Source organism: Anabaena sp. AL93 (assembly GCF_001672085.1).
Classification (GTDB): Bacteria; Cyanobacteriota; Cyanobacteriia; order Cyanobacteriales; family Nostocaceae; genus Dolichospermum; species Dolichospermum heterosporum.
In genome coordinates this window covers 1-24,395 of the sequence record NZ_LJOU01000090.1, presented here as the reverse complement: position 1 = coordinate 24,395, position 24,395 = coordinate 1, and the positions used below count along the sequence as shown (strand labels likewise).

Here is a 24,395-nt window from a genome sequence, read left to right as displayed (position 1 = left end):
TTCATTCATCAAATTCAAAAAATAGTTCCATAACCAACGACAACTGCCAAAAGCTTGTGCTAATGACTGCTGCTGCTGGGCATCTGGATATAATCTGATTTTGACAACTTTTAACATATTAGAGCGAAAGAAATTTACTATAAAACACTACAAAACACTATAACACAAGATTTGTGAATTGCCTCCATGTTTTTCTCCCTTGCTGTCGCTTTGGTCGAAAAACTGTCGTTAATTCACGCGCCATTCATCCCACGCTGCCCTTCGGGTCAGTCGTGGGGCTTCTGTCGGTTAAGCTAAAAGATAAATTTTCTTTGTGAGGGTGGGATCTACCTGTTTAATTTCTGTTAATAAATCGTCAATTGTCCAAGCAACACAATGACTTTTAGCTTGTCCCGCAATAATCACCGCATCATATTCTAAAAGTTGTTTAATTAAATTTGTGTTTTTTTGTCCAATTGGCTGATTATCAAATCCTGTTAAAACTTCGGGGCGTAAAATAGAATAATTTTCTGTTAACGGATTTTCCCCTTTTAATTCAAATTGGGTTTGACTTTGACGGGCGATACTATGAAAAAATATTGCTTCTTCTACTGATGCAACCAAAGCATGACCAATTCCACCTAACATGGAATGATAAGGCCACACTGTTAACGGGTATTTTCCATCTTGGCTAAGTTGTTGAACATAATGAAAAGCCTGTTTTGCTAACAAGTCATCATCACCATTATTGAGACTATTAGCAACCGCTGGATTAACTTGCCAAATACCGTTTTCAATATCTGTGGGTGTAATGTTGGTTGCGGCAGGTATTGGGTGTTCTCCTTGGGAATTTACCCAGAATATAGGATGAAAGATTTGCATGGCTGTGTGAGTATCCAGTGTGGGAATAATTTTGGTAATTATTCCCAAGTTGCGATAAATAAATTCGCACAGTCTTTGATTATCTTCAACTGCACCAATTCCAGTTTTTCCGCCTACAAATAATTCAAAATAGGGAATGCAAAAGGTATTTTGGACATCTATTAATAATAAGTAGGTGAACACAATAAAACCAAACTGTGTAAAGAAACGTAAAATCGCCCAAACCCTCTTCACTCTTGCCTCTTGCCTCTTGCCTTTTGCCTTGCCATAACGACAATTTTCAACGCCAACCTACTTAGACAAATGCGGTTTTTATCTAAAGCTGCTGATGGAATGTTTTGTTGTTTGGCATAAGTTTCAGATTCAGCAGCACGTTGTTGATAAGGTACACGCCAAACTTCACCGACTTTTGCAGCGTTAAAGTGGGAGGGAATTGGTAATTGGGGCATATTCTGGGCATTCATCATGAAAATACGCTTGAGTTCTACGGATGATTTCTAATCCTTGTCTAATTTATAACCATCTGGAAAAGGAAGGACAGGTAGGCGATCGCCTCGTAATAATTCTTCACTTGCTTCACCCAGGCTGATTAATGCCTCGCTTGTAGCTTTCTGAGCTATAACTAATATCAGCATAGACACTGTACCAACTTGTAAAAGACAAGACGGAGAAACTGTGAATGCAATCAAATTTAATCCAGATTGGGAAAATAACTGTTGGTTTACGGATGGCATTGTAATTCTTAGTAATTAGTACACAAGTAAAATAGGCAAAAAAGTCAATTTTCAGTTCAGGAGCGAGAATTTATCAAAGTGCAACAACATCAGAGCTATGCCTACGGTATATTACATCAATGTTAACAACAGAAATATCCAGCAATCTAAGCTTAGACCCATCCCCAAAAAGGACGGTAAAACCCGGATTCTCAAAGTCCCCACTATTGCGGATAGGCCTTAAACGGCAAAACCATAAATGTGGTCATTGTGGTCTAAAAATGCTCAGTGATGAGAAGGTACATTTACATCATATAGATGGAAACCACCAAAACTGGAAAACTAAAAACCTTCTAGCAATTCACTTTCATCTGCCACGATTATATTCACATGAGCAAAAGTGAAAGCTAAGAACATCGGGAGCCGTGTACACGGAAACGGGTACGCACGGATCTAACTGAGAGGGGCGAGGAATAATATCCTCCCTCGACTCAACCTGACGACCGTAGCGAGAATTAAACTTTGGGCATTACCTAAGTTTACTCTGTCCGCAGAATCTCAGCGGCTAAAGCCGCTGAGAGTGTCAACTAATTAAGTAGGTGAACACAATAAAACCAAACTGTGTAAAGAAACGTAAAATCGCCCAAACCCTCTTCACTCTTGCCTCTTGCCTCTTGCCTTTTGCCTTGCCATAACGACAATTTTCAACGCCAACCTACTTACCTTCTGGTTGCACCGAAGAAAGTGTTAAAATCGAACCAAATGATTTTTTCCGCCTGAAACCATGCGTGCGATTGAAACCACAGGTATCTTAAATAAACAAGGACAAATTCAGCTAGATAGTCCCCTTCCCCAAGACAAAGCCAGTCGGGTGCGTATTATCCTGCTAATGCCAGAGGAGGAGGATCTCAACGAACAAACCTGGTTAGATGCAATCTCAACCAACCCTAGCTTTGCTTTCCTGAACGATCCAGAAGAGGACATTTACACCCTCGAAGATGGGCAACCTGTAAACTATGAAAGGTAAGGTTGTTCTGATTCAGTTTCCTTTCGATGACCTATCTTCCAGTAAAGTCCGTCCTGCCTACTGTTTAACAGATGTGATCGGCATTTATCAGCACATCATTTTTGCACTCATCACCAGTCGCATTCCTCAAGCACCCCTCAACACAGATATTATTCTGCAACCGGAACATCCAGACTTCCTTAATAGTGGACTTCGGCAAGCATCAACCTTACGTCTCGATCACCTAGTAACCCTCCGTCAATCCCTAATTCGCCGTGAGTTAGGATCTTTCACATCAGAGACTCAAGCCTCAATTGCAGATGTTTTATGTCGTATTCTATGCTCTTAATGAAACTAGCGATAGCGAAGCGCTGCTGCAAGCAGTTCGCTCAAAATCAATTATCTTGTGCTTCCTTAACTGCGATTAACTGCGATAGCGTAAGCGCTGACTTGTCAGTTCGCTAATATTGGGTTAATGCGATCGCTTATCACCTCGGATAATTTTGATTGTGCATTGCGATCGCGTTCGCGGAGCGTCCCGGAGGGAACTAGCGCTGCTGCAAGCAGTTCGCTCAATTTCCAAATAAATCAATCCTTCTATACTCAAGCAAACCTGTAAATATTTTAACTTTAATATTAATATTTACGTATTTATATTGATAAAAACCCGGGTTTATATTTCAATAGAAAGAAAAAATTATACTTAATTCCCTTTTTTCGCTCCCCTCTCTGCGCCTCTGCGCCTCTGCGTGAAACAAAAAACATAACACTCAAGCCCGAATCACAGTAATCCGACGTTGATTTTCCGTCACCACAACCTGCGTTGACAAACGTTCCTCCATTGGTAGGGCATTTTTACGCCTATCAAACACAAATAACCAACCAAAATCCAACCCCAAACGCCCTAAATAGGATTCTAATTGTTCAATACCATCAGTTTGAGGATCTCGCTTTTTCTCCCGCCATACCTTTAACTCAATACCTAACGTTACATCTTTGTACCGCAGACATAAATCCATTCTGTCACTACCAATTGCATATTCCCTTTCTAAAATTCCCCCACCATTAATAACACGATGTAAAAAAGCCATTAATACAATATGCGGGGCAATTTCATGATAGCCAGTGCTACCTAATAACGGTTCTCCGTGCTGTCGCCAAAACTTGAGAAATGCTGCAAGTAAAGCATCTATATTTAACTCCCCTTCTGGGGTTAACCAAGTCGGTGCAATCATTGGTAAAGAAGCCATTGGTGTTACTGTTAATACTCTGGGTAACACTTCCCGATAAATGGGATTAGCAATAGTTAAACCTCCGTAGGGGTGCATTTTACATAATCCCAAATCAATCACAAATTGAATATCATCGTTGGGTATATCCCCCAATTCTAAACCTGCTAACATCGGCTCAATAATTGCTTTTATCCTGGGTTCTCGTAAGCGTTCAGCTAAACTATCTAAATGAGTATCTTGACGAGCAATTAATATTTCCTTTGCTTTTAAAATATGTTCTTTTGTAATAGCAATATTTCTATGTTTAACCATTTTTTCTACAACTTCTTTAGCTAAAGCATTAACTAACCAAGGTTGTCCTTGAGTTAAATCAAAAGCTGTTGCAGTTGCTCCTGCTGTGAAAATTTGTCCGGTTTCTGCTGTATGTTGTTGATATAATTCAACCACTTCCTCAGCATTAAAATTTCTCAGAGTAATAGAACTGACTTTAATATTAAAAGGACTGGATGTATTTAATCTATCACTACCACCAGATGCTACTTTATAATCTCGCACATCTCGTAAACCAATTAATCCTAACGATGAAGGAAAATTTTCGGGACGATTGGGAAAACCATCTCTTAATTGACGTAAAATTGAAATTAGAGTTTGGTCTTGCAAAGAATCAATTTCATCAATCAATATTACCAAAGGTCGGGGTGAAGCTTTTGCCCAACCTTGCAAAAAAGCCTTAATTCTGTTTCCTGGTTCTTCTTGTTGCCATTGTTTAACAGGTGGTTGTAATTCTTTGGGTAAACGTATGGAAATATTATCATACCAAGTTCCCAAAATCGCTAATTCTGCCGCACCTGGGTCATGATTAAATGCACTTCCCACCTCTACTGATACCATGACTGCTGCATAACGTCCTGTGGCGGTAAGTTGCTGTGCTAGGGCTAACATTGCCGTAGTTTTCCCTGTTTGTCGCGGTGCATGAAGGACAAAATAACTTTCTTGTTCAATCAGCATTGATAGGTCAGGAAGACGACTTGTGGCTGAGATGGTATAGTGTTTTTCGAGTTTACATGGACCCGCAATATTAAACCAGCGAGACATAGGATTTTGGCAGTTAGCGAACTCTTTAAGTTTAGACGATTTTCGGGTTGGGGCGGGTCAGGAAGGCTTCAGTTTAAATCATGACCTGTTGGTGGTGATAGATCCATTACTTCGGTAAACCGGGAATATTTCACCTCACTAGTTGGGGGAAAGTGTGCGGAAATACCCATTAAACCGACTTTGATATCCTCAAAGAAAATCACACCACCTATTCGTCCGCTGGCTTGGAATGGTCCATGGAAAAATTGATGCCGGGGAATATGGATAAGGAGAAAATTGGTAATTATGACGTTTTGACCAAATAGTTGTTGACAGGTTGTTTTGACAACTGCATCTATATATTGATTCTGGACAGGTTGACCCAATTTGATGAATTTGGGATGATCCCCAAAATGATCCATGTAATATGACCAGATGTTAGACAAATCTTTGTCTTCAGTGAGGATTTGCTTGAGTTCCTGCCATCGTTTGAAATTCATAATGGGTAAGAAGATTAAAAGAGGATGGGTGCATTAGATTATTCTTTGCGTACTAAAAATTTACCACAGTTATGTGATAGCGAAGCGCGACCTAGGAATTGCTTCCAGTGCGCTGAAGGCATCGCTAATCTAGAGTTAGGGAAAAATTAGGTAATATTTGAGAAAACCAAATAACTTTTGGCAGAGAAAAATAAATGGATTTACTGCTTGCTATCTTTGGTTATGGCATAGCTGGGGGTAGATTTATCGTCTAATTTAAGGAAAAGCCAGGGAATAATCAGACCTATCCTCAGAAATCCTGACTATATCAGCGATTCCCCAATTTATTACCATATAACTGCTGTGCGGCCATTGTCCACCTAATAAAGCGTAAATTTCTACCGGTTTACTAGAAATTGTAATGCCGATTTCATAGGATTTACCTGTGAAAGCAGCAAAGCGCCGACAAGCTTCATCATAAAAGTGACTACGGCGATAATTTTTATTAGTTAAATCAATGGCAAACAAGCCATAAAAGTAGCGAGGAATACTTTGGATTGTTTCGACAATTTGCCCTAAGTTTCTGGCTAAAATAGCATTTCTGGGAACTTCTGTTCCCCAAGCTGTATCTAACGCCCAAGAGGCAGAACTGAGGTGAGAACCACCACAAATTCCACAAATTCTAGGAGTGACAATTAACCCCGCTTGAGGATCTTTACCGCGTAAAATTATTTCAAAACCGCGAAAAAGTTCGGCATGAGTCCAAGCGTTTGTCACATATCCATTTTCAATTTCGACGCGCACATCTAAATCACCCTCGACTCTACCAACGGGTGAAATATCTAAAGTTTGAATTGGCATATTTGTCCTTTATTAGTTATTAGTTACACGACCTCTCCCCTAACCCCTCTCCTACAAGGAGAGGGAAATAATTGACTCCCCCTTCCCTGGTAGGGAAGGGGGTTGGGGGGTTAGGTCTTTTTTCATGACTAAACGGTAAAAAAGTCTTCGTCTGCCCATTTTGGGGCTGCGTCTTTTGCCACAACGGTGAGGACTGCGTAATCTTTCATGTTGACTCCGGGGGGTATTTCTTTGGGAACTCCCATGACAGTCTGAGTTTTAAAGACTGTTCCGGGTTCGAGGTCGAAAAAGGGAAATTCGGGTTCTGTACAGCCTAAACAGGGCATTCCCGCGCGGGTTTTGGAGGAGACGCGGTTCCAGAGAATGCGGTTACAGGAAGAACGGGTCATGGGTCCACGACAACCTAAGTCGTAAAATAGACAACCTTTGCGTTGTCCAAATTCAGCGGTTGTGGCTTTGTATGCAAAGTGAATGTTGCGGGTACAACCTGTTTGGGTGAAGGTGTTGAAGAAGGTTTGGGGACGGTGTAGTTCATCGAGAACTATATCATCAATTCGACCAGTGGCGATCGCTACTAATATCTGCGTTATCCAGTCGGGGTGTGCAGGACAACCGGGAATATTAATTACAGGTAAGCCGGCTTGACTGACAAAATCTTTACCTAAAAAACCGCCTTCTTCCCGTTTGAGAAATTGCAGTCCTTTAGAGTCGCTGGGGTTGGGTGACATAGCGGGAATTCCTCCCCAAGTTGCACAGTCTCCTACCGCAACAATAAATTTCGCAACTTTGGCTAAATCGTCTAACCAATCTTTCATGGGACGGTCGGCAAATCGGTTCCATTCTCCTGTACCATTAGGGGCGTTAACTACGCTACCTTCAAATACCAAAATATCCAGAGAAATCTTCCCGGAAATGCAGTCCCATAAGAGGGTTTGGACATTTTCACCTAATTCTACTCCCAAGGAAGGATGCCAAAGTATTTTAATACCGAAATCAGCAATTAAATCACAAGCTGTAGGTTCTTCGGCATTAAGAAATGACATGGTGTTACCCGAACAAGCACCACCTTGTAACCAGAGTACATTAGTCATTAGCTATTTATTTTTAGATGTGTTAATAATGCACAATTGAAGAGATTCTATAGGGGTATAATTTCCCCTTCTGCAAAGGATTTACTTGTAGAGAACGACCTATTGATCAATATTCATTATTTTAAACTAAGATGTTATTTAAAGCAATTAACTTTTTTTAAATAAAACTTAAGAATTAGCATTATGAGATATTATAGTAAATAAAATATATAAGGTTAAGACTATATATGTCAGCATTAATCAACGGTATCTGAGAGTATTTCCCCCACCTTTAAAGTTTTTCCTCCTACTGTTACTTCATCATCATCAACTAATTTCCGTCCTCTCCGTGTTTCAACTATCCCATTAACTTTCACTTCACCATCAACAATCATCCATTTAGCTTGACCACCGGTAGAGGATATCCCCGAAAACTTCAAAAACTGGTCGAGTTTAATCATTTGTCTTTTACCAACTAATTAAAAAGTATCATCTATAGCAATATATCAGAATTTAGGATTTTGGCAACAAATTAAATTCTTGCAAAGCCGGTAAAAAGTTTTTATTCTCATGACTAGGACGACTGAGTTTAATTAAGGCAAACCGTTGTAAGATAGTTAGGCTTTTCCATGCCTCAATTGTAATTATCACACCTATTTCTTGAGCTTTTTCGTGGACACTGTGAGGAATAGTGGTAACATCTACCCATGCTGGATTAGCTTCAATTGGTAATTCAGCCACAGGTTTACCAGTCAGTTGCAATACCAACTCTTGAATATAATGTCTATAATCATGAATTTGAATATCTGTATCACAAGGTAATGTCATTAAATTTTGACGTGATTCTTGATTCATCAGATTCCATTGGGCTAATTTCAGCTTAATACCGCAAGTATCTAGTTTATAGCGCACTTGCATAGGAATACAACGCCAAGAATCAACAAAATCCGCTTCAAATTCAAAAAATTCTGTCATAAAATTGGTGATAATTATAAAATATAGATTTATATAGCAATCCTAAACAAGATGTATTCATGTAACGTGCCGTAGCATACATTTCTCCTTTTCTCTTCCTCTGTGATCTCTGTGCCTCTGTGGTTCGTTAAAAACAAAATATAATATGTAGCTATTATAAATGATTTATGAGAAAATACAGTTAATTTTTATTAAATAGAATCCAAACATCATGAATATTGATTCCCAGTATCATGTTACTACTATTGTTTTAGCAGGTGGTAAAAGCACTCGCATGGGTAGAGATAAAGCCTTAATTCCCGTGGGCGGTGTACCCATGTTGCAATTAATTTGTAGTATTGCAGAAGCTTGTACTGATAAAGTTTATATCGTCACTCCTTGGCCAGAACGTTATCAAAAATTGCTCACACCTAACAGTCAATTGATTCCAGAAGTTCCCTTACCTGGGGAAACTGGCAATGAACCTCGAACACATGGACCACTTATAGGTTTTATGCAAGGGTTAGCAGCAGTGGACACAAATTGGGTTCTGTTATTAGCTTGTGATTTACCAAATTTGCGACTAGAAATATTACAAAATTGGATATCTCAATTAGAGACAATTCCAGACGATAAAATAGCGGCTTTGGTACAAAATAATCAAATTTGGCAGCCTTTATGTGGTTTTTATCGCCGTCGTTGTTTACCGGAATTAATTCAGTATATTGAAGCAGGTGGACGTTCTTTTCAGCAGTGGTTAAGGTCTGAGAATGTCGAAGTATTGCCTTTGGAAGATCCCGAAATGCTATTTAATTTTAATAGTCCTGTGTAAGTAAGTAGGTGAACACAATAAAACCAAACTGTGTAAAGAAATGTAAAATCGCCCAAACCCTCTTCACTCTTGCCTCTTGCCTCTTGCCTTTTGCCTTGCCATAACGACAATTTTCAACGCTCACCTACTTATTTCACGCCCACCTACTTAGTTGATTTTTAATGATATAATTAACAGAATTATATATAATGGTTGACAAATAAAATAATTGGTAAAATAGTGATACCAAAATCAGTTAATGCGGTGATAACTGAGTTAAAACTATTATGAATATGAGTAATTTCTCTCTAGAGTTTTTATAATAAATTGCTTTATAGTAAGAATAATTGACTCAATTCCCCAACCGATTAGAATCAGCCAATTATGATATCTAGTATTACAGATTTAGCAGTAAAAGCTGCTATTGCATCCATATCTTTAGAGTCAGCAACAACAGCAGAAAAAATCCAAATGCTGATAGAAATTGGCACAGGCTTTCAAAAAAAGCCGAAAACAGCCCAAGATTTACACAATGCAATTGGGCTATTTGACCGTGCTTATCAGATGTGTGGGGAGGAATATGTTTTACTGAAAGCACGGGCTAAGGTGGGCATGGCAGGGACATTACAGATGATTCCTGATGGGGGTTCTCAATTTTTGCAACAAGCGCGGACAGATTATGAGGAAGCTTTGCTGATTTTACAACAATTTGCCCCGGCGGAAGAAGTGGCAGAAGTGCAGATGAATTTGGGGTTAGTTTTCCAATCTTTAGTTCCCTATAATTTAGCCCAGATAACTGAGAGTATTCATGCTTATCATGAAGCTTTGCGGGTGTTTACTTGGGAAAATTACCCCCAGGAATATGCGATTTTACATAATAACATAGCGATCGCCTATCTTTCCATGCCCATGTCATCGGCACAAGAATCTTTACGTCAAGGTTTAGCAGTCCAATCCTTTGAAATCGCCCTCAAGCATATTAACATAATTGACCATCCTAGAGAGTATGCAATGTTGCAAAATAATTTAGGAAATGCCTTACAATATCTAGTGAGTTCCCATCCTGTAGAAAATAATTTACGCGCTGTCTTAGCTTATGATGAAGCTTTAAAAGTGCGTAATCTTCAAGATACACCGTTAGAATATGCTAATACAATTTCTAACAAAGCTAACCTCCTCTTCAACTTACCCGACGACCTCGAAAAACCAGAATTAGGGAATCCCCAAAATCTCTTAAAAGCAGAAGCATACTATCAAGAAGCTTGGCGAATATTTACAGAACATAAGCAATTAGAACAAGCCGAAATAGTAGCCAAAGCCCTACAAGATTTAACCGCAGAAATCCAGGCATTTGCCTTAAATTAACCCCAAAATAGGAGAATGACTATGTTTGATTTAGTTAATGATCCAGGATTTGTCAAATTTTTGCATAGTTTAAATACAGAATTAAATCTCACCACAGGATTTACTTGGTTAATCATCGCAGCAATTTTATCAATGATTGGTGGTGCAATTGGCGGAATTATCCTTGCGGGTAAAGATATAGGATATCAATTTGCAGCCACAATTGGTAGTTTATTTGCACCAGCAGGAGTAATTCCTGCGGTAATTTTAGGGTTATTTATCCTGAATTTATTAGCCAATCATTAGGAGCATATATGTTAGAATTAAGTTGGTTTTCTATTAAGTTATTTCTCAAGGGTAAACTATTCCGTGACCCTATATATTTTCTGCGTCAAACTACAATTGCTAGTGGTATTGGCACGGTTATATTAGTATTATTAGCACAAGCATCAATTCCCCTCTGTATTCCCATTAGTGTAGCTAGTTTAACGACAGGTGCAATTATGCCCTTTCTCTTGCAAGATTTTAAAATGAAATGAGGTTTTAACAATCTCTCTAAATAAATCCGTAGGGGCGCAGGGCCTGCGCCCTAAACTAATTTCAAAATAACCAATTAACCCCAGATAAACCCATAAAAATAATGAATAATCTTGAAGAATTGATTACAGATATCAATCGGTTTGAAGCGATTATTGCTAACTGGGATGAAAGTCAACGTTGTGTAGCATTAGGGTTACAAAGAGCAATTGAATCTCTACATAAAGCAGCACTAACTAATTTAATTAAAAGTCTTAAACAAGAAAATATATCAGCCTTACGTCATGCTGTAGATGATGAAATTGTTTATGCAGTTTTGTTATATCACGATTTAGTTAAACCGCCATTATCAGAACGTATCCAAACAGCATTAGCAGAAATTCGTCCCAGCTTACAAAGTTTACCTCAGAATGAATTCTGATAGCCTGCGTGGCGAAGCCATGGCTAATATCAAAAGTAAGCTAAAGCTGACTATACTCAAAACGGCTAGAAGCTGGACTTTTTTATCATACAAAGAACAAGGTTCAAAGCCTCTCCAGTATTAAATATTATTCCTTTTCCCTCTCCTCTTAGGAGAGGGTTAGGGAGAGGTGCAAAGGAGAGGTTTACCAGAGGGGTTTCATATTTGGTTAATCTTCCACATCAAACCATACAGGAGAAATATCATCAACCTGTCCATTATAATTAATAGTAATTTCCTGACCTTCCCGAATATATTTATAAGCAACAATATCAATGATATTTTTCGCAAAATTCTTAATATAAACCGCATTGGGGTGATAAGAATGATTAAAAAGAGAAGCAAAACCTAAACCTATTGCCCCGCTTTCTCCATGCCAACCAAAATAATAATTTAATAATACCGTCTTAGTAATTAACTTAACTTGCTGTTTAGGAATAATAATCACAGGGGATGTTTCAATTAAATCTCCTTTAGCAAACTCTTGCTGGGCAAATATACCTCTACCTTTAGTCTCTGTATCACGAAATACTAGCATATAGCAATTCTGTCATGGATAAGAATGATTTTTGACTAGCCATTACAGATAAACGCAGAGAAAATAAATATCAGATCCCCGACTTCTGAACATTGCTTGATAGTTTATAAACATGATTACAAAAGAAGTCGGGGATCTTGGCTGCTATAGCTACTATAAAGTCAATGATCAAAGATGTAGTCATAATTTCCGTAAATTTTAATTTTTTGTGCGAAGTTGATAATATTCATGCTATTATAAATATCCCATGCTAACTATCATTGGTTGTGGCAATCTGAATCGGAATGATGATGCTGTTGGCGTAATTATTGCCCAACGTTTACAGCAACATCTCGCCCAAAATCCTCACCCCAACATCCGCGTTTTTGATTGTGGAACTGCGGGAATGGAAGTGATGTTTCAAGCGAGAGGTAGCGAAAAATTAATTATTCTTGATGCTAGTTGCACAGGTTCAGAGGCAGGTGCTATATTTAGAGTCCCAGGGAATGAACTAGAAGCACTGCCCGAACCTAGTTACAACTTACATGATTTTCGTTGGGATCATGCCTTGGCTGCTGGGAGAAAAATCTTCTTAGATGATTTTCCCCAAGAGGTGACAGTCTATTTAATTGAAGCTGAAAATCTGGATTTTGGACTGGAATTAAGTCCTATTGTGCAACGTTCTGCTGATTTAGTTTTTGCCGAACTAATTATAATTATCCAACAGAATGTGATGGCTTAATCAACAATCTCAAATCCTCAATTGCATCAGATCCAATCACGATAAACTGGCAACTCATCTACTCTCATTTCAAAGGGTACAGTTTGAATATCGGGAGGACAAACCCGGATTTTGGCACTACTAACAATGCTATAAAGAACATTTGCCATAGGAACAATTTGTTGCAAAATTTGCCAGTTAGTAACTTGGTCAGGGCATTCAATTACTAAAGTCAAAATACTCGCGTGAGTTGTGGCATACCAACGACAATTAGACAACAAACTATGAATAATGCGATCGCATCCTTCATAAAAGTATTTGCTAATTGAATGTTCCAGTTGTTGCCGAAGCATAATATCTGCTGATGTTGGCTGTATAGGGTGCTTATCATCAGCATGGAATTGAGGTTCTGTTGTCGCCATTTCCCGTTATTTTCCTATTTATTTACCAATTGCCATTGCGTACAAGATGTCCTTATTGGTTTCTAGAAAGGACTGGGTTTCATCATCATAGAAAGCACCAATACCACTCCAATCTATTCTCCAATAGTTGCTAAATAAATACACTCTCTGTCCGACAAATCCGGCTAATTGCATAGCAGTTTGATAACTCAAATAATCGGACACAAAAAACTCTCGTTACAGCCAGGGCTATTTCGTTCTAAACATAATCCGCCCTGAACTGAAGTTCAAGGCTAATAAATTAAGTCCGTTAAAACGGACTATGAACTTTTCTTTAGTCGTCTTGAGACGACTTTTGCTATTAGACTCAGAATTCATTCTGAGGCGGGCTAGAGAAGAATGAAATAGCCCTGTCGTTACAGCACAATCTCTAGCCATAGCTTGATTGATGTACAAATAACCTGTTTTTTCCCGAAAGTTACCTGCTTTAATGAGATGTGTATTTTTATATAACCCTGGTGAAATTCCCTCGATATCATGCACCACTGAGTAAGTTTCTATTTCCTCAAGATTCTCTGTTGGGATTGGTTGTTGAACTGCTTACAAAATTTGCCAATAGATATTTTGAGGAATAGACTGCCTTTGAAAACGCCTAATAGAACGCCTATTCCAAACGTTCTCAAACAACCGTTCTCGGTTAAAATTGAATTGAGGATGTTCTAGCTTTTGCTGGTGAGTAGTAGGGGGCAGGGGAGGGAAGAACAGAAGTTTTTTCCCATTACCCGTCAAAATAAATTTGACGAACTACTAGGGTGTAAAGACATTGTTCGATAGGCATCTTCAACACATTGATTAATTGGAAAATCGTCAGTACCACAGCCAAAAAGAACAGGTAGTCTTAAAGGTCTGACTGATTTTTATGGCGCTTCTTGGCGATATCGCACAACTAGTAATAAACTCCTTATTCTCAAATTCTAAATCTGCATTGAGAATAAGTTTATCAAAATCAAAACATAGTTGTGTGTTGTTTTCATGAAGATATGCCAAAGCAGCGACAGCACCCAAATGGTGTCCGCTATCCAACAAACAATATCTAAAACTCCTGTCTTGATATTTCCAGCTAGACCTATGATAAACACAACTAACTAAAAAAATGAATCCGTTGATACTTTTATTTAGTCAATACCTTGTCCATTTTCTGCTTTGTTGGGTTAATTTTACCCAAACGATAAAATAATTAAATTTATCCACCTGACTACAATATGAACTGTTAAATAGTAGATATGGGAAATCCCGAATATTCCAGAACAAATGGGATTAATTACCTATTATGCAAAATCATACGAATAGATTTTCATGGTTTGATGTAACAGATGATGTTAAAGAATTATTGATCTTAGCAGCACAGAATTGGGAAAACACCGAAGAATCTACAAAATATATGCAGCAAGCGTTAGCTAAAACAGAAGATAACACAGATGTTTTAGTTGCAGCTTATAGATATTTTTACTACAAAAATAATTATGTCTTAGCACTGACAACAGCAGAGAAAATAACCGCTAGAATAAAAAAAGCGGAAAGTCTACCTGATAATTGGCAAGAACTTAAACCTATCCTAGTTAACCGTCACCAAGAACCCGAAATCAGATTGTACTTAACTGCTTATGCTGCTTCAGGTTTGGTATTAGCTAAACTAGGAAAGATAGAACAAGCGAAAGAAATCAGTACCAAAATAAAAAGTATTGATCAAAAAAATGATTTTGGTGCTGGTATTCTTCTCGATATTTTAACTCGTCCACCAGAAGAAGACGATTAAATATGAAGATAGGGAAAACTCCTTACAAATGACAACTACAAGCAATCAACAAATTACGAATCATGAATAATTGGTTATCTTTCAACTCAAATTCCCAGCTAATATCGTCATTTTCTACCCAGAATACTGTGATTCTACCAGGAATGCCTACATCTCCCTTGACTCCTGTAACTAAAATGCCTCAAACATCTCCTCCTATAATTTTTTTACCTAATTCTGCACAGTCAATATTTTAAAATTTATGCAAGGTCAGGATTTATTTGTTGCTGAAAATGGAGAATATCAAGTTTGTAAATCAGCAAGATCATGGGATTTATTGCGTGATAATTATCGTCTCTATCGCTTTTTAACTGAAGTCGAAGATGTTCTCAAAAATGTCGAAGATGAATCAACACGACTACCAGAAATTAGAATGTTGGTAAGACGATTAATGATAAATTCCTATTGGGTACAAAGTCAATCTTTACAACCTGATCCAAAAACGGGAATCTCTGTTTTACTATTATATGATGAATTAGGATTTCCTTTAACTGTACAAACAGTAACATTTGCACCGGGAACAACTTCTACTATTCATAATCATGGAACATGGGGAATAGTGGCAATCTTAAAAGGTCAGGAGAAAAATACATTTTGGAAACGTAGTTATCACCCAGAATTTCCTGATAAAATTGAAAAAACAGGAGAAATAAATTTATCCCCCGGTGATATTGTGAGTTTTACACCGCAAACAATACATCAGGTTCAAGCCATTGGTGAAGAACCAACAGTAACATTTAATATTTATGGAGAAACTAACCCAAAACAGAGATTTGAATTTGATGTAACTAACCACATTGCTAAAAGATTTTAAAAGTAGTAGCAAAAAAAGAAATAACAGATTATGCTGATAAATATTAGAGAAAGTAAGATCCCCGACTTCTTTTTAGATATTGTCAATAAATGAATAATTAATCTTAGAAGTCGGGGATCTAAGTGTTAGTTATCAATCAAAATAATCATCTTCCATCTGCGTTCATCTGCGTTTATCTGCGGTTAATTATTTCCTATCCAAACATCCAACCATAACCTTATAGGAGAAACAGCAATGGCTAGAGTAATTTTCTATGAAAAACCAGGCTGTAAAGGAGGTATAAAGCAAAAAGTTTTGCTAACAGCCGCAGGTCATGAAGTAGTAGTATATAACCTATTAACAGAACCTTGGACAGTGGAAAAATTGCGGTCATTTTTTGGCGATCGCCCTGTCAGTGAATGGTTCAATAAAGCCGCACCTATTGTAAAATCAGGAGAGGTGAATCCTGAAAACATCACCGCTGAAAATGCTTTAGTCATGATGCTGAGAGATCCCTTATTAATCCGTCGTCCCTTGATCCAAGTAGGGGATAAAAGAGAAGTAGGCTTTGATGTTGAGAAAATTGACGCATGGATAGGCTTAAAAGCTGTAGATGAGTCTTTAAAACAAATGAGTGAACACCTCATGCAGCAGAACCTCCAAGGCTGCACTCATGGACATAATCACGACCACCATCATGGTAAAGGTGGTTGTAAAAATCACTGATAATGACATGAGGTATTAAAAAATCTCTACCCGCTTCTTTCTTAGTTATCAAAGTTATTCAGAGAAAAAAGGCGGGTAAAAACAATAATTTATCGGTGTTGCTGATTAAGGGTATGAATTTTAGTCTCACGCAAAGGCGCAAAGGCGCAAAGGTAAGAGTTTTAAAGGTTAAATTTGGGAATTTTATACCTCAATTCAATATGGCTACGCCACGCAGGCTATCAGCAACGCTATTTATCTATAATCCTGTGTTTGAATGTCCCGTAATCTCGCTGCATCGCGCATACCATAATCAGTGCGAGTAAAGCGATTTAGCTGCATTTCAAAAAATTCCCGATTTGCTTGTAAATGCTTGGGGTTTTCATCATCTAAGGGATACAAAAGGGCAGTTCTTAAAGCTTGAATTACCGCCGATGTGACATTATACATTGAACGTTGAAAAGTAATCCCCAATTGAATCAAAATATCCTCTTCTCCTCGACAATATTCTTGATAATAATCAACAAGATATTGAGGCAAAAAGTGTAACATATCTTGCATTAATAATGTGGGGGGAATACCTGCTGTACCAACGGGAAAGACATCAGCGTAAAGAATGCCATAATGGAAGTCTTTTTGATCTTCTGGAACTTGTCCTGCTTGAGCATTATAAGACTTCGTGCCTCTAAATGGTGCTGTGCGATAAAAAACAGCTTCTACATAGGGTAATGCGGCTTCATATAACCAGGTAAAACCTTTAGATTTGGGGATGATTTCATAACATTCACCATCAATATAAACATGATGATAAATGGGACGACCGGCGATCGCAAATATGCCATTTACGAGAAAGTTCATGGCATCAGGTACACCTTGGAAACCACCTTCATCATAAATATCTGACATTTCAAAAAATACCGGTGCCATGACTTCCCAGAAAAGTCCGAGATTAGAATAATAGGACATCATCCGGCACTGTTCCAAAAACATATCGGGAAACAGTTTATAAAGTCCTAACATGAGGGGGTTTTTCCGAAAATAAGCTTTAATGGCTTTATCAGCATTAGCTTTATATTCTTCTGAATCTAAATAGGCATCAAATTGATTAACAGGTGCATACATTTTGCGATGCCATAACATAGCCTGCATACAAGCTTCCGCAAATTCCATGTTAATTCTGTCATGGAATAAATGATGGAAAATTTTCGGCATTTTGGTAGTTTCACCTTTTTCCATAAATGCCAAAAGTTCTGGGTGTGCAGTGGCTATACCTCGCCAAATTCTTAAATCAGCATCATCCCCGGCATAGTGATTATGTAAGTCTAAATATTCTTGGGGTAAGAAATATTTAAAAGCTGGTAAAGGATCTAAAAATACTCTTTCGGCAATATAAAGTAAGTCTCGCCAATAGAAATCCATTGGTACAGCATAAGCTTTATAAATACCGATAATTTGCATGAGGTTTTCTGGAGTATCTGGCAACATTGAACCGCCAGCTTCTAAGCGATGAATAATTTCTGCAAATTCGTGTTTTGAAGGTGGGATTTTTGTATTTGGTTTAGCTGGAGTTTGTACCATAATATTTTTGTTTTGGTTAATAAAATTTTTTTGATTGCGGAACAGTTTTCTTCTCGTTCCCATACTCTGTGTGGGAATGAATTCTAGAAGGCTCTGCCTTCAATAATATTAGAATTAGAGGCAGAGCCTCTGTGATAGCATTCCCAGTCGGAGACTGGGAACGAGATAACTACTTCAAGGCAATTACGGTTTTTGCGGTGGTGGGAACTGCCGCTACCATAGCGGTAGTTGTGGTTTCACTCCAACGCACTAACCAAACTGGTTGTACTCCTAAAAAGATAATTAAGAATGCCAAAATTAGCGCGGGAACTTTTTCATTCCATAATACTCTGGGATAGTAAGCTAGGTTATTTTGCAGTTTGCCAAAACAGGTACGGTTGAGAAGAATAACAAAATAAACTGCGGTTAAACCAGATGCTACTACACATAAAATTGTGGGAATAGGAAAGGTTGAAAAACTGCCTTGAAAGGAAATAAATTCCGCAATAAAACCTGTTAAACCGGGAATACCAGCACTAGCCATGCCACTTAAAACCAGTAAGGCACTAATTAATGGTAAACCGCGAATAGGACTCATTAAACCATTCAGTTTGTCTAATTCTCTTGTCCCAACTTTGGTTTCAATAACTCCGACTAAATGGAAGAGAATAGCAAGAATAATTCCATGACTAAACATTTGGGCGACTGCGCCAACTAATGCTAAGGGTGTGGCGGCTGCTGCTGCTAGTAAAATATAGCCCATGTGGCCGATAGAACTATATGCTACCATGCGTTTGATGTCTGTTTGGGCGATCGCTACAACTGCGCCATAAATCGCGCTAATTGCCCCCCAAATTGCTAAAGTTGGGGCGATAATCTGCCAAGTTTGAGGAAACATTCCCAACCCAAATCGTAATAATCCATAAGTTCCCAGTTTTGCTAAGACTCCACCTAGCAAAATAGCGATAGGTGTGGAAGCTTCAACATAAGCATCTGGTAGCCAAGTATGGAAAGGAATTAATGGAATCTTGATACCAAAACCTAAAACTATTCCTGCTAATAATACTAATTGCATTCCCGCAGAAATGTTTTGAGTTGCCACAGCATCAAAGGCAAAACTATGAGAACCAGTTAACCACACCATTCCTAAAAATGTGGCTAAAATTAAAGCCCCAGAAATGGCGGTATAAATCAGGAATTTCATGCCTGCATAAGCTCGTTTTTCTCCTCCCCAAATAGAAATTAGTAAATAAAAGGGAATTAATTCCAATTCATAGAATAGGAAGAACAAAAGCAAATTTTCTGATAAGAAAGCACCAGCAACGCCACCACTAACAAACAAAATCAGGGAATAAAATAACCGAGGACGTTCTATATCTTTACTGCTGCTATAAATAGCAATCCAAGTGAGTAAGCTATTTAACACCAACATTAATACTGATAGTCCATCAACTCCTAATTGATAATTCAAACCTAATGTTTCATTCCAAGGTAGATATTCTGTAAACTGCATCCCTGGATTGCTGATATCAAATTTTAACAAAATGAAAATATTCCACAGCAAAACTAAACCTGTGACGATTAAAGATACTAACCGAATCTGACTTGCAGGAACATTTTTTGCTGGATAAAAACCGATGATTATAGCGGCTATAATTGGTAGCCAAATTAAAACACTCAACATATTTATTAATTGGTAATTGGTAATTGGTAATTGGTAATTGGTAACATAGCGGTTCTCAATTGAGTGAGATACAAGAACCCCATCCCCAACCCCCTCCAATATCAAAAGTTTATCCTTTTCTTCCCCCCGCTGTGGGGGGTCCGAGGATGGGGCTATGATGTATCTCATTCAAGTGCTTCTGCGAGAAAGGTGCTTGTTAATCACTGGATTATTCCTAATCTTATTTAGATGGTATACTATCATTTTAGATTATTATCAGCAATCTAAATCATAGATAGTTAGAAAATTAAATCCATGAGTTGAATTCCCCAGAAAGGCCATGTTACCCAAGCACCTAAAACACCAACTCCTAAAAGCACTGTTAAGGCATAAGATTGAGTTTGTCCATTGTTGCTATATTTCAAGCCTTCACCACCTAAAAGAGAAAATAAACCCACAAAATTGACGATACCATCTATTACAAATCTGTCCAGCATATCGGCAAATTTAGAAAGTTGGGCAACGCCGAAAATAATGGTAACTTTGTAAATTTGAGGGGTGTAAAAATCGTAAGCAAATAGGTTTTGTAAACCTTGCCAGGGTAAACGAATTGGTTTGGGAATGTTGCCTAAATAGATGATGCTACTAATACTACAACCGAAGATACTAGACCAAATTAATAGCAGGGCTACGTCTTTATTTAATGTTGCCCAGACGGGAAGTAATGATAAACTTTGTAAAACTAAAGGTAGATGCAAAACAAAGCCAGATAAAACCATCATTGGTAAAACCATCAACCAAATAGCTTCGGGAGAACGTTCACTCATTTGTTTGGGTTTACCACCAAAGATTAAAGCAAATTCTCTAGTTAAACTAAATGTAGTTAAAGCATTAACAAAAATTACTATTCCTACTAAAATCGGATGTGTTTCCCATAAACCATCAGCTAGTTTAAACAATGCCCAAAAACTACCTAAAGGGGGAAAACCAATTAAACCCAATGTACCGATAATAAATGCTATCCCAGACATGGGGCGGCGTGACCATAATCCACCGAGTTGGGTAACATCTTGGGTGACACTGTTCCAAACAATTCCCCCGGTACTCATAACTAATAATGCAGCGGACAAGGCATGGGTGAGGACTAATAATAATGCGGCTTCATCCTGCTGTGTGCCTACAGCAATAAATATCAAGCCCATGTAAACACTGACAGAATAGGATAAACAGCGTTTAATGTCAATTTGAGCGATCGCAATTAACGCCCCACCAATCGCTGTCACCGCCCCAATCGCCACTATCGCCGAAGATGCCACAGGTGATAAACTAAACACAGGTTGCAATTTAATTAATACCCATGCCCCACTGGCAACCACCACCGAACTCCGCAAAATTGTACTGGGAACAGGTCCCTCCATCGCCTCATCTAACCACAAATGCAAAGGAAACTGGGCGCATTTACCCATAGGTCCAGCTATTAACCCCAAGCACACTAAAGTAATAATTGTCGGGTCAACATTCGCTGTAGTCGCCCATGCAGCTAACTCTGTATAATTCCAAGTCCCTGAAAGTGTCCACAGTCCCAAGACACCCATTAATAAAAATAAGTCTCCCACCCGTTTGGTCAAAAAAGCATCTCGCGCCCCGGTGACTACTAAGGGCTGACTAAACCACAAACCTACTAATAGGTAAGTTCCCAAAGTCAGGATTTCCAGAATTACATAACTGAAAAATAAATCGTTACACAAAACTAAGGCACAAAGACCAGCTTCAAATAATCCCAATAAGGAAAAGAAGCGTCCCCAACCCCAGTCCATTTCCATATAACCAATGGCATATATCTGCGCCAGCAAGTTCAAGCCGGTAATAATAATTACTGCCCCGATGCTGACAGCAGAAATTTCTAAATTAATTGTCAGATTTAAACCTGCTGTTGATAGCCAAGGAATAAATACTTCTTTAGCTGGATGATTCCAAATAGCAAAGAAAGCAAAGACGGCATGGAAAAAGGAGATAAAGGTCATCACCACGTTGACATATCCCGCCGGTCGAGGACCAGTTTTGCGAATGATTCCCGGCGACCAAGGTATGGCTAAAAGCCCACCTATCAAAGCATAAACCGGAATTAGCCAAATAGTGTCTAGCAAATATTGATCCATTCAATTACTCCTATAGTTTGCAGCAAAAATTAAAGAAAACAGACTTACTAGCGTTGATCCCTCTCAACCTAGTGATGACAGATAATGAAAATTTATCTTGATTTAATATTGTTAGAAATAGCTTACCGTTATCTGTGCCAAAAAAGAATTACCTAATTAAACAAATTCACGATATTTCTTGTAAAGAATTCTTATATTTCAATCAATTGAATTATCAAATGGTAACTATTATTTTGAGTCTATGGATTGTATTTGTCTATAGTATCTATAGTATAGGGGCGGCATTTTCCACCCCGATCAAATTCACACTTTAGCAATTATGTCAAGCTGCAAATTGGGTAAATTACTTTCCGTAATGATCACCGGTTGGCTGAGTTGGCTAATGGGTGCTGGTTTCATATCCCGGTAATCAATAATCTGGACAACAATTAGGTATGCGATCGCCAAAAGTATAGAAATTGCTCCTGTAATAATCGCAACTATCTGAGAACGGTTCATAAGTATTTCCTACAAATTAAGTTATTGAGAGACTTCTATATCTAGATTGCCATAAATTCTGAAATCAGTTTCATTTGCCAAAATATAAGTAGGTTAGCATTGAAAATTGTCGTTATGGGAAGACAAGAGGCTTTGGGCGATTTTACTTTTCTTCACACACTTTGATTTTATTGTGTTCACCTACTTATTTGAAGCTAATAAAATATACTAAACACAGTTGGGACATGGACTTTTACGAAATTACGAAAAACCTAGATTTGTAGGGGTTTAGCACTGCTAAACCCTTACCCACCGAATCAAATGAATAAGCCGTGTTGAGTATAACGAGAACGACAGTATATAGCAGTAAATTAATACGTATGTTTAATTTAAAAGGGATCAAAGCGATAGCGAAGCAGTCCACAGGAATCCCCCAACTAATGTAATGTTTTTTTAGACAACAAAATCAGCTATATCTATGTCTAACTTAGTTTATGTATCTAGCAAAGATAGTATCAATATAGAACTTTGCTGAAACTAACCCTTATGTCACTAACTGAAGAAATTCTCTCCCAACTCCCAGGCGATGTTTTAGGCGGCTTGCGTCGTACTGACAGTATATTAACATCGTTGCGAAAAGGTAACGCACCCATACCCAACGTAGTTAAAGAAAATCCCAAAAATTTAGAATCTGTAGAATTTGATGTCATTATTTGCGGTGGAACTTTAGGAATTTTGATTGGTTGCGCCTTAGCTGTACGTGGTATGCACGTAGCCTTACTAGAAAGGGGAATTTTGCGCGGAAGAGAACAGGAATGGAATATTTCTCGCAAAGAGTTAGAAGTATTTCGGGAATTGGAATTGTTGACAGCAGACGAATTAGCACAAGCTATCGTCACAGAATATAATCCCGCAAGAGTTAGCTTTCAAGGAGGTACAGAAGTATGGGTAGAAGATGTTCTTAACATTGGTGTTAATCCTATTTATCTTTTGGAAACCTTAAAAACCCGCTTTCTTAAGCTTGGAGGAAAGTTATTTGAAAATACACCATTTAATGATGCAGTAGTTCACCCAAATGGAGTTATGCTCAATAACCAATTTACCGCGAAATTGTTATTGGATGCTATGGGAAATCTTTCCCCCATTAGCCAACAAGCGCGTCAAGGAAAAAAACCGGATGCGCTTTGCTTGGTTGTGGGAACTTGTGCGAAAGGATTTGCGGAAAATAACTCCGGTGACTTGTTGTTATCTTTCACAGCTTTGGAAAATCAATGTCAATATTTCTGGGAAGCTTTTCCAGCTAAGGATGGTAGAACCACATATTTATTTACTTATATGGATGCCGATACACAACGGTTGAGTTTAGAAACTTTATTTGACGAATATTTACGCCTGTTACCAGAATATCAAGGTGTGGAAATTAATCGCCTAAATTTTCAAAGGGCGTTGTTTGGTTTCTTTCCTAGTTATCGTCAAAGTCCTCTGCAAACCCCTTGGAATCGGATTCTCCCAGTGGGAGATAGTAGCGGTAATCAATCACCTTTAAGTTTTGGTGGTTTTGGGGCTATGGTACGTCATTTACAAAGGTTGACTTTAGGAATTGCAGAAGCATTAAAAACTGATCAATTATCTGCCCAATCTTTGGCAATATTGCAACCCTATCAACCGAGTTTAAGTGTAACTTGGTTATTCCAAAAAGCGATGAGTGTAGGTGTAAATCAGAAAATTGATTCCAATCAAATTAACCAATTACTCTCCGCTGTATTTGCCCAAATGCAGCAGTTAGGAACACCTATTTTAAAACCTTTTTTACAAGATATTGTTCAGTTTTGGGCGTTAACAAAAACGGCTCTTGCGGTACTTTTATGGTGGAAACTCAAATAACTAAAATTTAGTACCTAAAATTTATATTCATTAAGTCTCAGACTTCAGTACCAGCAAGAGATTACAAGATTTTAAATATGTTCAGATAGCAATGATGATATAATGATAATTATAAAATACAAAAGTTTTGGTGATAGCTATGAAATTTTCTGTAGATCAAATTCTCAATCTCCCAGATATGAAAGTGTTAGATTTTCAAGAAATCGAAGGGGCAGGAATAATTATAACAATAGAAAAAGCTGTTAATAATTCTACTTGTCC

At 38.0% G+C, this 24,395-nt stretch carries 26 protein-coding genes and 7 pseudogenes; 14 read left to right on the top strand and 19 right to left on the bottom strand.

Annotated elements, in window-relative coordinates:
• From AN486_RS20870 to AN486_RS20855, 4 genes and pseudogenes are all read right to left on the bottom strand, one after another.
• Window positions 1–117 (bottom strand): helix-turn-helix domain-containing protein (locus AN486_RS20870; RefSeq protein ID WP_290602413.1); only part of this gene is annotated, 117 nt, incomplete at its 3' end.
• A gap of 177 nt (window positions 118–294) precedes the next feature.
• Window positions 295–1,032: pseudogene (locus tag AN486_RS20865) on the bottom strand (isochorismatase); the annotation flags it as partial.
• Window positions 1,033–1,157: 125 nt separating this feature from the next.
• A pseudogene (locus AN486_RS20860) lies at window positions 1,158–1,325 on the bottom strand (isochorismatase); the annotation flags it as partial.
• A 33-nt stretch (window positions 1,326–1,358) separates the two neighbouring features.
• Window positions 1,359–1,595 carry a hypothetical protein gene (locus AN486_RS20855; protein ID WP_039202995.1) on the bottom strand — a complete coding sequence of 79 codons (237 nt, stop codon included), beginning with the start codon at window positions 1,593–1,595 and terminating at the stop codon, window positions 1,359–1,361.
• Between the two features lie 218 nt (window positions 1,596–1,813).
• On the opposite strand from AN486_RS20855, the pseudogene AN486_RS20850 reads away from it, so the two are divergent.
• From AN486_RS20850 to AN486_RS20840, 3 genes and pseudogenes are all read left to right on the top strand, one after another.
• Window positions 1,814–1,985: pseudogene (locus AN486_RS20850) on the top strand (HNH endonuclease); the annotation flags it as partial.
• A gap of 373 nt (window positions 1,986–2,358) precedes the next feature.
• Window positions 2,359–2,601: a hypothetical protein gene (locus tag AN486_RS20845; RefSeq protein WP_053539635.1), complete on the top strand. Its 243-nt coding sequence runs from the start codon at window positions 2,359–2,361 to the stop codon at window positions 2,599–2,601.
• Window positions 2,591–2,929, top strand: a complete 339-nt coding sequence (locus AN486_RS20840; protein ID WP_053539634.1) for a type II toxin-antitoxin system PemK/MazF family toxin — start codon at window positions 2,591–2,593, stop codon at window positions 2,927–2,929. Before AN486_RS20845 ends, AN486_RS20840 begins: the two co-directional genes overlap by 11 nt.
• A 104-nt stretch (window positions 2,930–3,033) precedes the next feature.
• On the opposite strand, the gene AN486_RS20835 is transcribed toward AN486_RS20840, so the two are convergent.
• The 7 genes and pseudogenes from AN486_RS20835 to AN486_RS20805 form a co-directional block, all read right to left on the bottom strand.
• Complete coding sequence (locus tag AN486_RS20835; RefSeq protein ID WP_267902191.1) at window positions 3,034–3,156, bottom strand: hypothetical protein; 123 nt, start codon at window positions 3,154–3,156, stop codon at window positions 3,034–3,036.
• 194 nt (window positions 3,157–3,350) lie between these two features.
• Entirely contained in the window at window positions 3,351–4,907 is a 1,557-nt protein-coding gene (locus AN486_RS20830; RefSeq protein ID WP_290602412.1) for an AAA-like domain-containing protein, read from the bottom strand.
• A gap of 68 nt (window positions 4,908–4,975) precedes the next feature.
• Window positions 4,976–5,386, bottom strand: a complete 411-nt coding sequence (locus AN486_RS20825) for a hypothetical protein (RefSeq protein WP_290602411.1) — start codon at window positions 5,384–5,386, stop codon at window positions 4,976–4,978.
• 327 nt (window positions 5,387–5,713) lie between these two features.
• Window positions 5,714–6,226: pseudogene (locus AN486_RS20820) on the bottom strand (nickel-dependent hydrogenase large subunit); the annotation flags it as partial.
• Window positions 6,227–6,354: 128 nt separating this feature from the next.
• Window positions 6,355–7,317 (bottom strand): hydrogenase small subunit, encoded by a 963-nt coding sequence (locus tag AN486_RS20815; RefSeq protein ID WP_290602410.1) that lies wholly within the window; start codon window positions 7,315–7,317, stop codon window positions 6,355–6,357.
• 236 nt (window positions 7,318–7,553) lie between these two features.
• Window positions 7,554–7,757 (bottom strand): RNA-binding S4 domain-containing protein, encoded by a 204-nt coding sequence (locus AN486_RS20810; RefSeq protein WP_027401675.1) that lies wholly within the window; start codon window positions 7,755–7,757, stop codon window positions 7,554–7,556.
• 52 nt (window positions 7,758–7,809) lie between these two features.
• Window positions 7,810–8,271 carry a nitrate reductase associated protein gene (locus tag AN486_RS20805; RefSeq protein ID WP_290602409.1) on the bottom strand — a complete coding sequence of 154 codons (462 nt, stop codon included), beginning with the start codon at window positions 8,269–8,271 and terminating at the stop codon, window positions 7,810–7,812.
• A 211-nt stretch (window positions 8,272–8,482) separates the two neighbouring features.
• Between AN486_RS20805 and AN486_RS20800 the strand changes: the two genes are divergently transcribed.
• From AN486_RS20800 to AN486_RS20780, 5 genes and pseudogenes are all read left to right on the top strand, one after another.
• The gene (locus tag AN486_RS20800) at window positions 8,483–9,082 is read left to right on the top strand and encodes a molybdenum cofactor guanylyltransferase (protein ID WP_290602407.1); all 600 of its coding nucleotides are present in this window, start codon (window positions 8,483–8,485) and stop codon (window positions 9,080–9,082) included.
• Window positions 9,083–9,445: 363 nt separating this feature from the next.
• A complete protein-coding gene (locus AN486_RS20795) occupies window positions 9,446–10,426 on the top strand; it encodes a hypothetical protein (protein WP_290602405.1) in 981 nt (326 codons plus the stop codon).
• Between the two features lie 21 nt (window positions 10,427–10,447).
• A complete protein-coding gene (locus tag AN486_RS20790) occupies window positions 10,448–10,711 on the top strand; it encodes a hypothetical protein (RefSeq protein ID WP_027401671.1) in 264 nt (87 codons plus the stop codon).
• Between the two features lie 8 nt (window positions 10,712–10,719).
• Complete coding sequence (locus AN486_RS20785) at window positions 10,720–10,944, top strand: hypothetical protein (RefSeq protein ID WP_290602403.1); 225 nt, start codon at window positions 10,720–10,722, stop codon at window positions 10,942–10,944.
• Window positions 10,945–11,045: 101 nt separating this feature from the next.
• A pseudogene (locus AN486_RS20780) lies at window positions 11,046–11,342 on the top strand (hypothetical protein); the annotation flags it as partial.
• Window positions 11,343–11,571: 229 nt separating this feature from the next.
• Here AN486_RS20780 and AN486_RS20775 read toward each other — a convergent pair.
• Window positions 11,572–11,940, bottom strand: a complete 369-nt coding sequence (locus AN486_RS20775; protein ID WP_027401669.1) for an SET domain-containing protein — start codon at window positions 11,938–11,940, stop codon at window positions 11,572–11,574.
• 247 nt (window positions 11,941–12,187) lie between these two features.
• Between AN486_RS20775 and AN486_RS20770 the strand changes: the two genes are divergently transcribed.
• Window positions 12,188–12,661, top strand: a complete 474-nt coding sequence (locus AN486_RS20770) for a hydrogenase maturation protease (protein WP_053539627.1) — start codon at window positions 12,188–12,190, stop codon at window positions 12,659–12,661.
• 26 nt (window positions 12,662–12,687) lie between these two features.
• Here AN486_RS20770 and AN486_RS20765 read toward each other — a convergent pair whose 3' ends face one another.
• From AN486_RS20765 to AN486_RS26720, 3 genes and pseudogenes are all read right to left on the bottom strand, one after another.
• Window positions 12,688–13,062: a hypothetical protein gene (locus AN486_RS20765; RefSeq protein ID WP_027401667.1), complete on the bottom strand. Its 375-nt coding sequence runs from the start codon at window positions 13,060–13,062 to the stop codon at window positions 12,688–12,690.
• 18 nt (window positions 13,063–13,080) lie between these two features.
• Window positions 13,081–13,272 (bottom strand): annotated as a pseudogene (locus AN486_RS20760) (SagB/ThcOx family dehydrogenase); the annotation flags it as partial.
• An 18-nt stretch (window positions 13,273–13,290) separates the two neighbouring features.
• Window positions 13,291–13,587, bottom strand: coding sequence for a hypothetical protein (locus AN486_RS26720; RefSeq protein WP_242032346.1), 297 nt, complete (start codon window positions 13,585–13,587; stop codon window positions 13,291–13,293).
• Between the two features lie 784 nt (window positions 13,588–14,371).
• Here AN486_RS26720 and AN486_RS20750 point away from each other — a divergent pair.
• The 3 genes from AN486_RS20750 (at window position 14,372) to AN486_RS20740 (ending at window position 16,415) form a co-directional block, all read left to right on the top strand.
• Window positions 14,372–14,857 (top strand): hypothetical protein, encoded by a 486-nt coding sequence (locus AN486_RS20750; protein ID WP_168466059.1) that lies wholly within the window; start codon window positions 14,372–14,374, stop codon window positions 14,855–14,857.
• 241 nt (window positions 14,858–15,098) lie between these two features.
• Window positions 15,099–15,710, top strand: a complete 612-nt coding sequence (locus tag AN486_RS20745; RefSeq protein ID WP_027401664.1) for a cupin — start codon at window positions 15,099–15,101, stop codon at window positions 15,708–15,710.
• Between the two features lie 234 nt (window positions 15,711–15,944).
• Window positions 15,945–16,415: an ArsC/Spx/MgsR family protein gene (locus tag AN486_RS20740; RefSeq protein WP_168466061.1), complete on the top strand. Its 471-nt coding sequence runs from the start codon at window positions 15,945–15,947 to the stop codon at window positions 16,413–16,415.
• Between the two features lie 234 nt (window positions 16,416–16,649).
• Here AN486_RS20740 and AN486_RS20735 read toward each other — a convergent pair whose 3' ends face one another.
• The 4 genes from AN486_RS20735 to AN486_RS20720 form a co-directional block, all read right to left on the bottom strand.
• Entirely contained in the window at window positions 16,650–17,972 is a 1,323-nt protein-coding gene (locus AN486_RS20735; protein ID WP_290602397.1) for a CO2 hydration protein, read from the bottom strand.
• Between the two features lie 169 nt (window positions 17,973–18,141).
• A complete protein-coding gene (locus tag AN486_RS20730) occupies window positions 18,142–19,635 on the bottom strand; it encodes an NADH-quinone oxidoreductase subunit M (RefSeq protein WP_290602395.1) in 1,494 nt (497 codons plus the stop codon).
• Window positions 19,636–19,913: 278 nt separating this feature from the next.
• On the bottom strand, window positions 19,914–21,773 hold the full coding sequence (locus tag AN486_RS20725) for an NAD(P)H-quinone oxidoreductase subunit F (RefSeq protein ID WP_290602393.1): 1,860 nt from the start codon (window positions 21,771–21,773) through the stop codon (window positions 19,914–19,916).
• 303 nt (window positions 21,774–22,076) lie between these two features.
• On the bottom strand, window positions 22,077–22,271 hold the full coding sequence (locus AN486_RS20720; protein WP_290602391.1) for a hypothetical protein: 195 nt from the start codon (window positions 22,269–22,271) through the stop codon (window positions 22,077–22,079).
• Between the two features lie 525 nt (window positions 22,272–22,796).
• Between AN486_RS20720 and AN486_RS20715 the strand changes: the two genes are divergently transcribed.
• Together AN486_RS20715 and AN486_RS20710 are read left to right on the top strand one after the other, a co-directional pair.
• A complete protein-coding gene (locus AN486_RS20715) occupies window positions 22,797–24,134 on the top strand; it encodes an FAD-binding oxidoreductase (protein ID WP_290602389.1) in 1,338 nt (445 codons plus the stop codon).
• A 139-nt stretch (window positions 24,135–24,273) separates the two neighbouring features.
• Window positions 24,274–24,395 (top strand): annotated as a pseudogene (locus AN486_RS20710) (ISL3 family transposase); the annotation flags it as partial.

Coding starts and splice junctions, on each gene's coding strand:
- AN486_RS20855 (WP_039202995.1), bottom strand. CDS start 1,595: ATGCCATCCGTAAACCAACAGTTATTTTCCCAATCTGGATTAAATTTG.
- AN486_RS20845 (WP_053539635.1), top strand. CDS start 2,359: ATGCGTGCGATTGAAACCACAGGTATCTTAAATAAACAAGGACAAATT.
- AN486_RS20840 (WP_053539634.1), top strand. CDS start 2,591: ATGAAAGGTAAGGTTGTTCTGATTCAGTTTCCTTTCGATGACCTATCT.
- AN486_RS20830 (WP_290602412.1), bottom strand. CDS start 4,907: ATGTCTCGCTGGTTTAATATTGCGGGTCCATGTAAACTCGAAAAACAC.
- AN486_RS20825 (WP_290602411.1), bottom strand. CDS start 5,386: ATGAATTTCAAACGATGGCAGGAACTCAAGCAAATCCTCACTGAAGAC.
- AN486_RS20815 (WP_290602410.1), bottom strand. CDS start 7,317: ATGACTAATGTACTCTGGTTACAAGGTGGTGCTTGTTCGGGTAACACC.
- AN486_RS20810 (WP_027401675.1), bottom strand. CDS start 7,757: ATGATTAAACTCGACCAGTTTTTGAAGTTTTCGGGGATATCCTCTACC.
- AN486_RS20805 (WP_290602409.1), bottom strand. CDS start 8,271: ATGACAGAATTTTTTGAATTTGAAGCGGATTTTGTTGATTCTTGGCGT.
- AN486_RS20800 (WP_290602407.1), top strand. CDS start 8,483: ATGAATATTGATTCCCAGTATCATGTTACTACTATTGTTTTAGCAGGT.
- AN486_RS20795 (WP_290602405.1), top strand. CDS start 9,446: ATGATATCTAGTATTACAGATTTAGCAGTAAAAGCTGCTATTGCATCC.
- AN486_RS20790 (WP_027401671.1), top strand. CDS start 10,448: ATGTTTGATTTAGTTAATGATCCAGGATTTGTCAAATTTTTGCATAGT.
- AN486_RS20785 (WP_290602403.1), top strand. CDS start 10,720: ATGTTAGAATTAAGTTGGTTTTCTATTAAGTTATTTCTCAAGGGTAAA.
- AN486_RS20775 (WP_027401669.1), bottom strand. CDS start 11,940: ATGCTAGTATTTCGTGATACAGAGACTAAAGGTAGAGGTATATTTGCC.
- AN486_RS20770 (WP_053539627.1), top strand. CDS start 12,188: ATGCTAACTATCATTGGTTGTGGCAATCTGAATCGGAATGATGATGCT.
- AN486_RS20765 (WP_027401667.1), bottom strand. CDS start 13,062: ATGGCGACAACAGAACCTCAATTCCATGCTGATGATAAGCACCCTATA.
- AN486_RS20750 (WP_168466059.1), top strand. CDS start 14,372: ATGCAAAATCATACGAATAGATTTTCATGGTTTGATGTAACAGATGAT.
- AN486_RS20745 (WP_027401664.1), top strand. CDS start 15,099: ATGCAAGGTCAGGATTTATTTGTTGCTGAAAATGGAGAATATCAAGTT.
- AN486_RS20740 (WP_168466061.1), top strand. CDS start 15,945: ATGGCTAGAGTAATTTTCTATGAAAAACCAGGCTGTAAAGGAGGTATA.
- AN486_RS20735 (WP_290602397.1), bottom strand. CDS start 17,972: ATGGTACAAACTCCAGCTAAACCAAATACAAAAATCCCACCTTCAAAA.
- AN486_RS20730 (WP_290602395.1), bottom strand. CDS start 19,635: ATGTTGAGTGTTTTAATTTGGCTACCAATTATAGCCGCTATAATCATC.
- AN486_RS20725 (WP_290602393.1), bottom strand. CDS start 21,773: ATGGATCAATATTTGCTAGACACTATTTGGCTAATTCCGGTTTATGCT.
- AN486_RS20720 (WP_290602391.1), bottom strand. CDS start 22,271: ATGAACCGTTCTCAGATAGTTGCGATTATTACAGGAGCAATTTCTATA.
- AN486_RS20715 (WP_290602389.1), top strand. CDS start 22,797: ATGTCACTAACTGAAGAAATTCTCTCCCAACTCCCAGGCGATGTTTTA.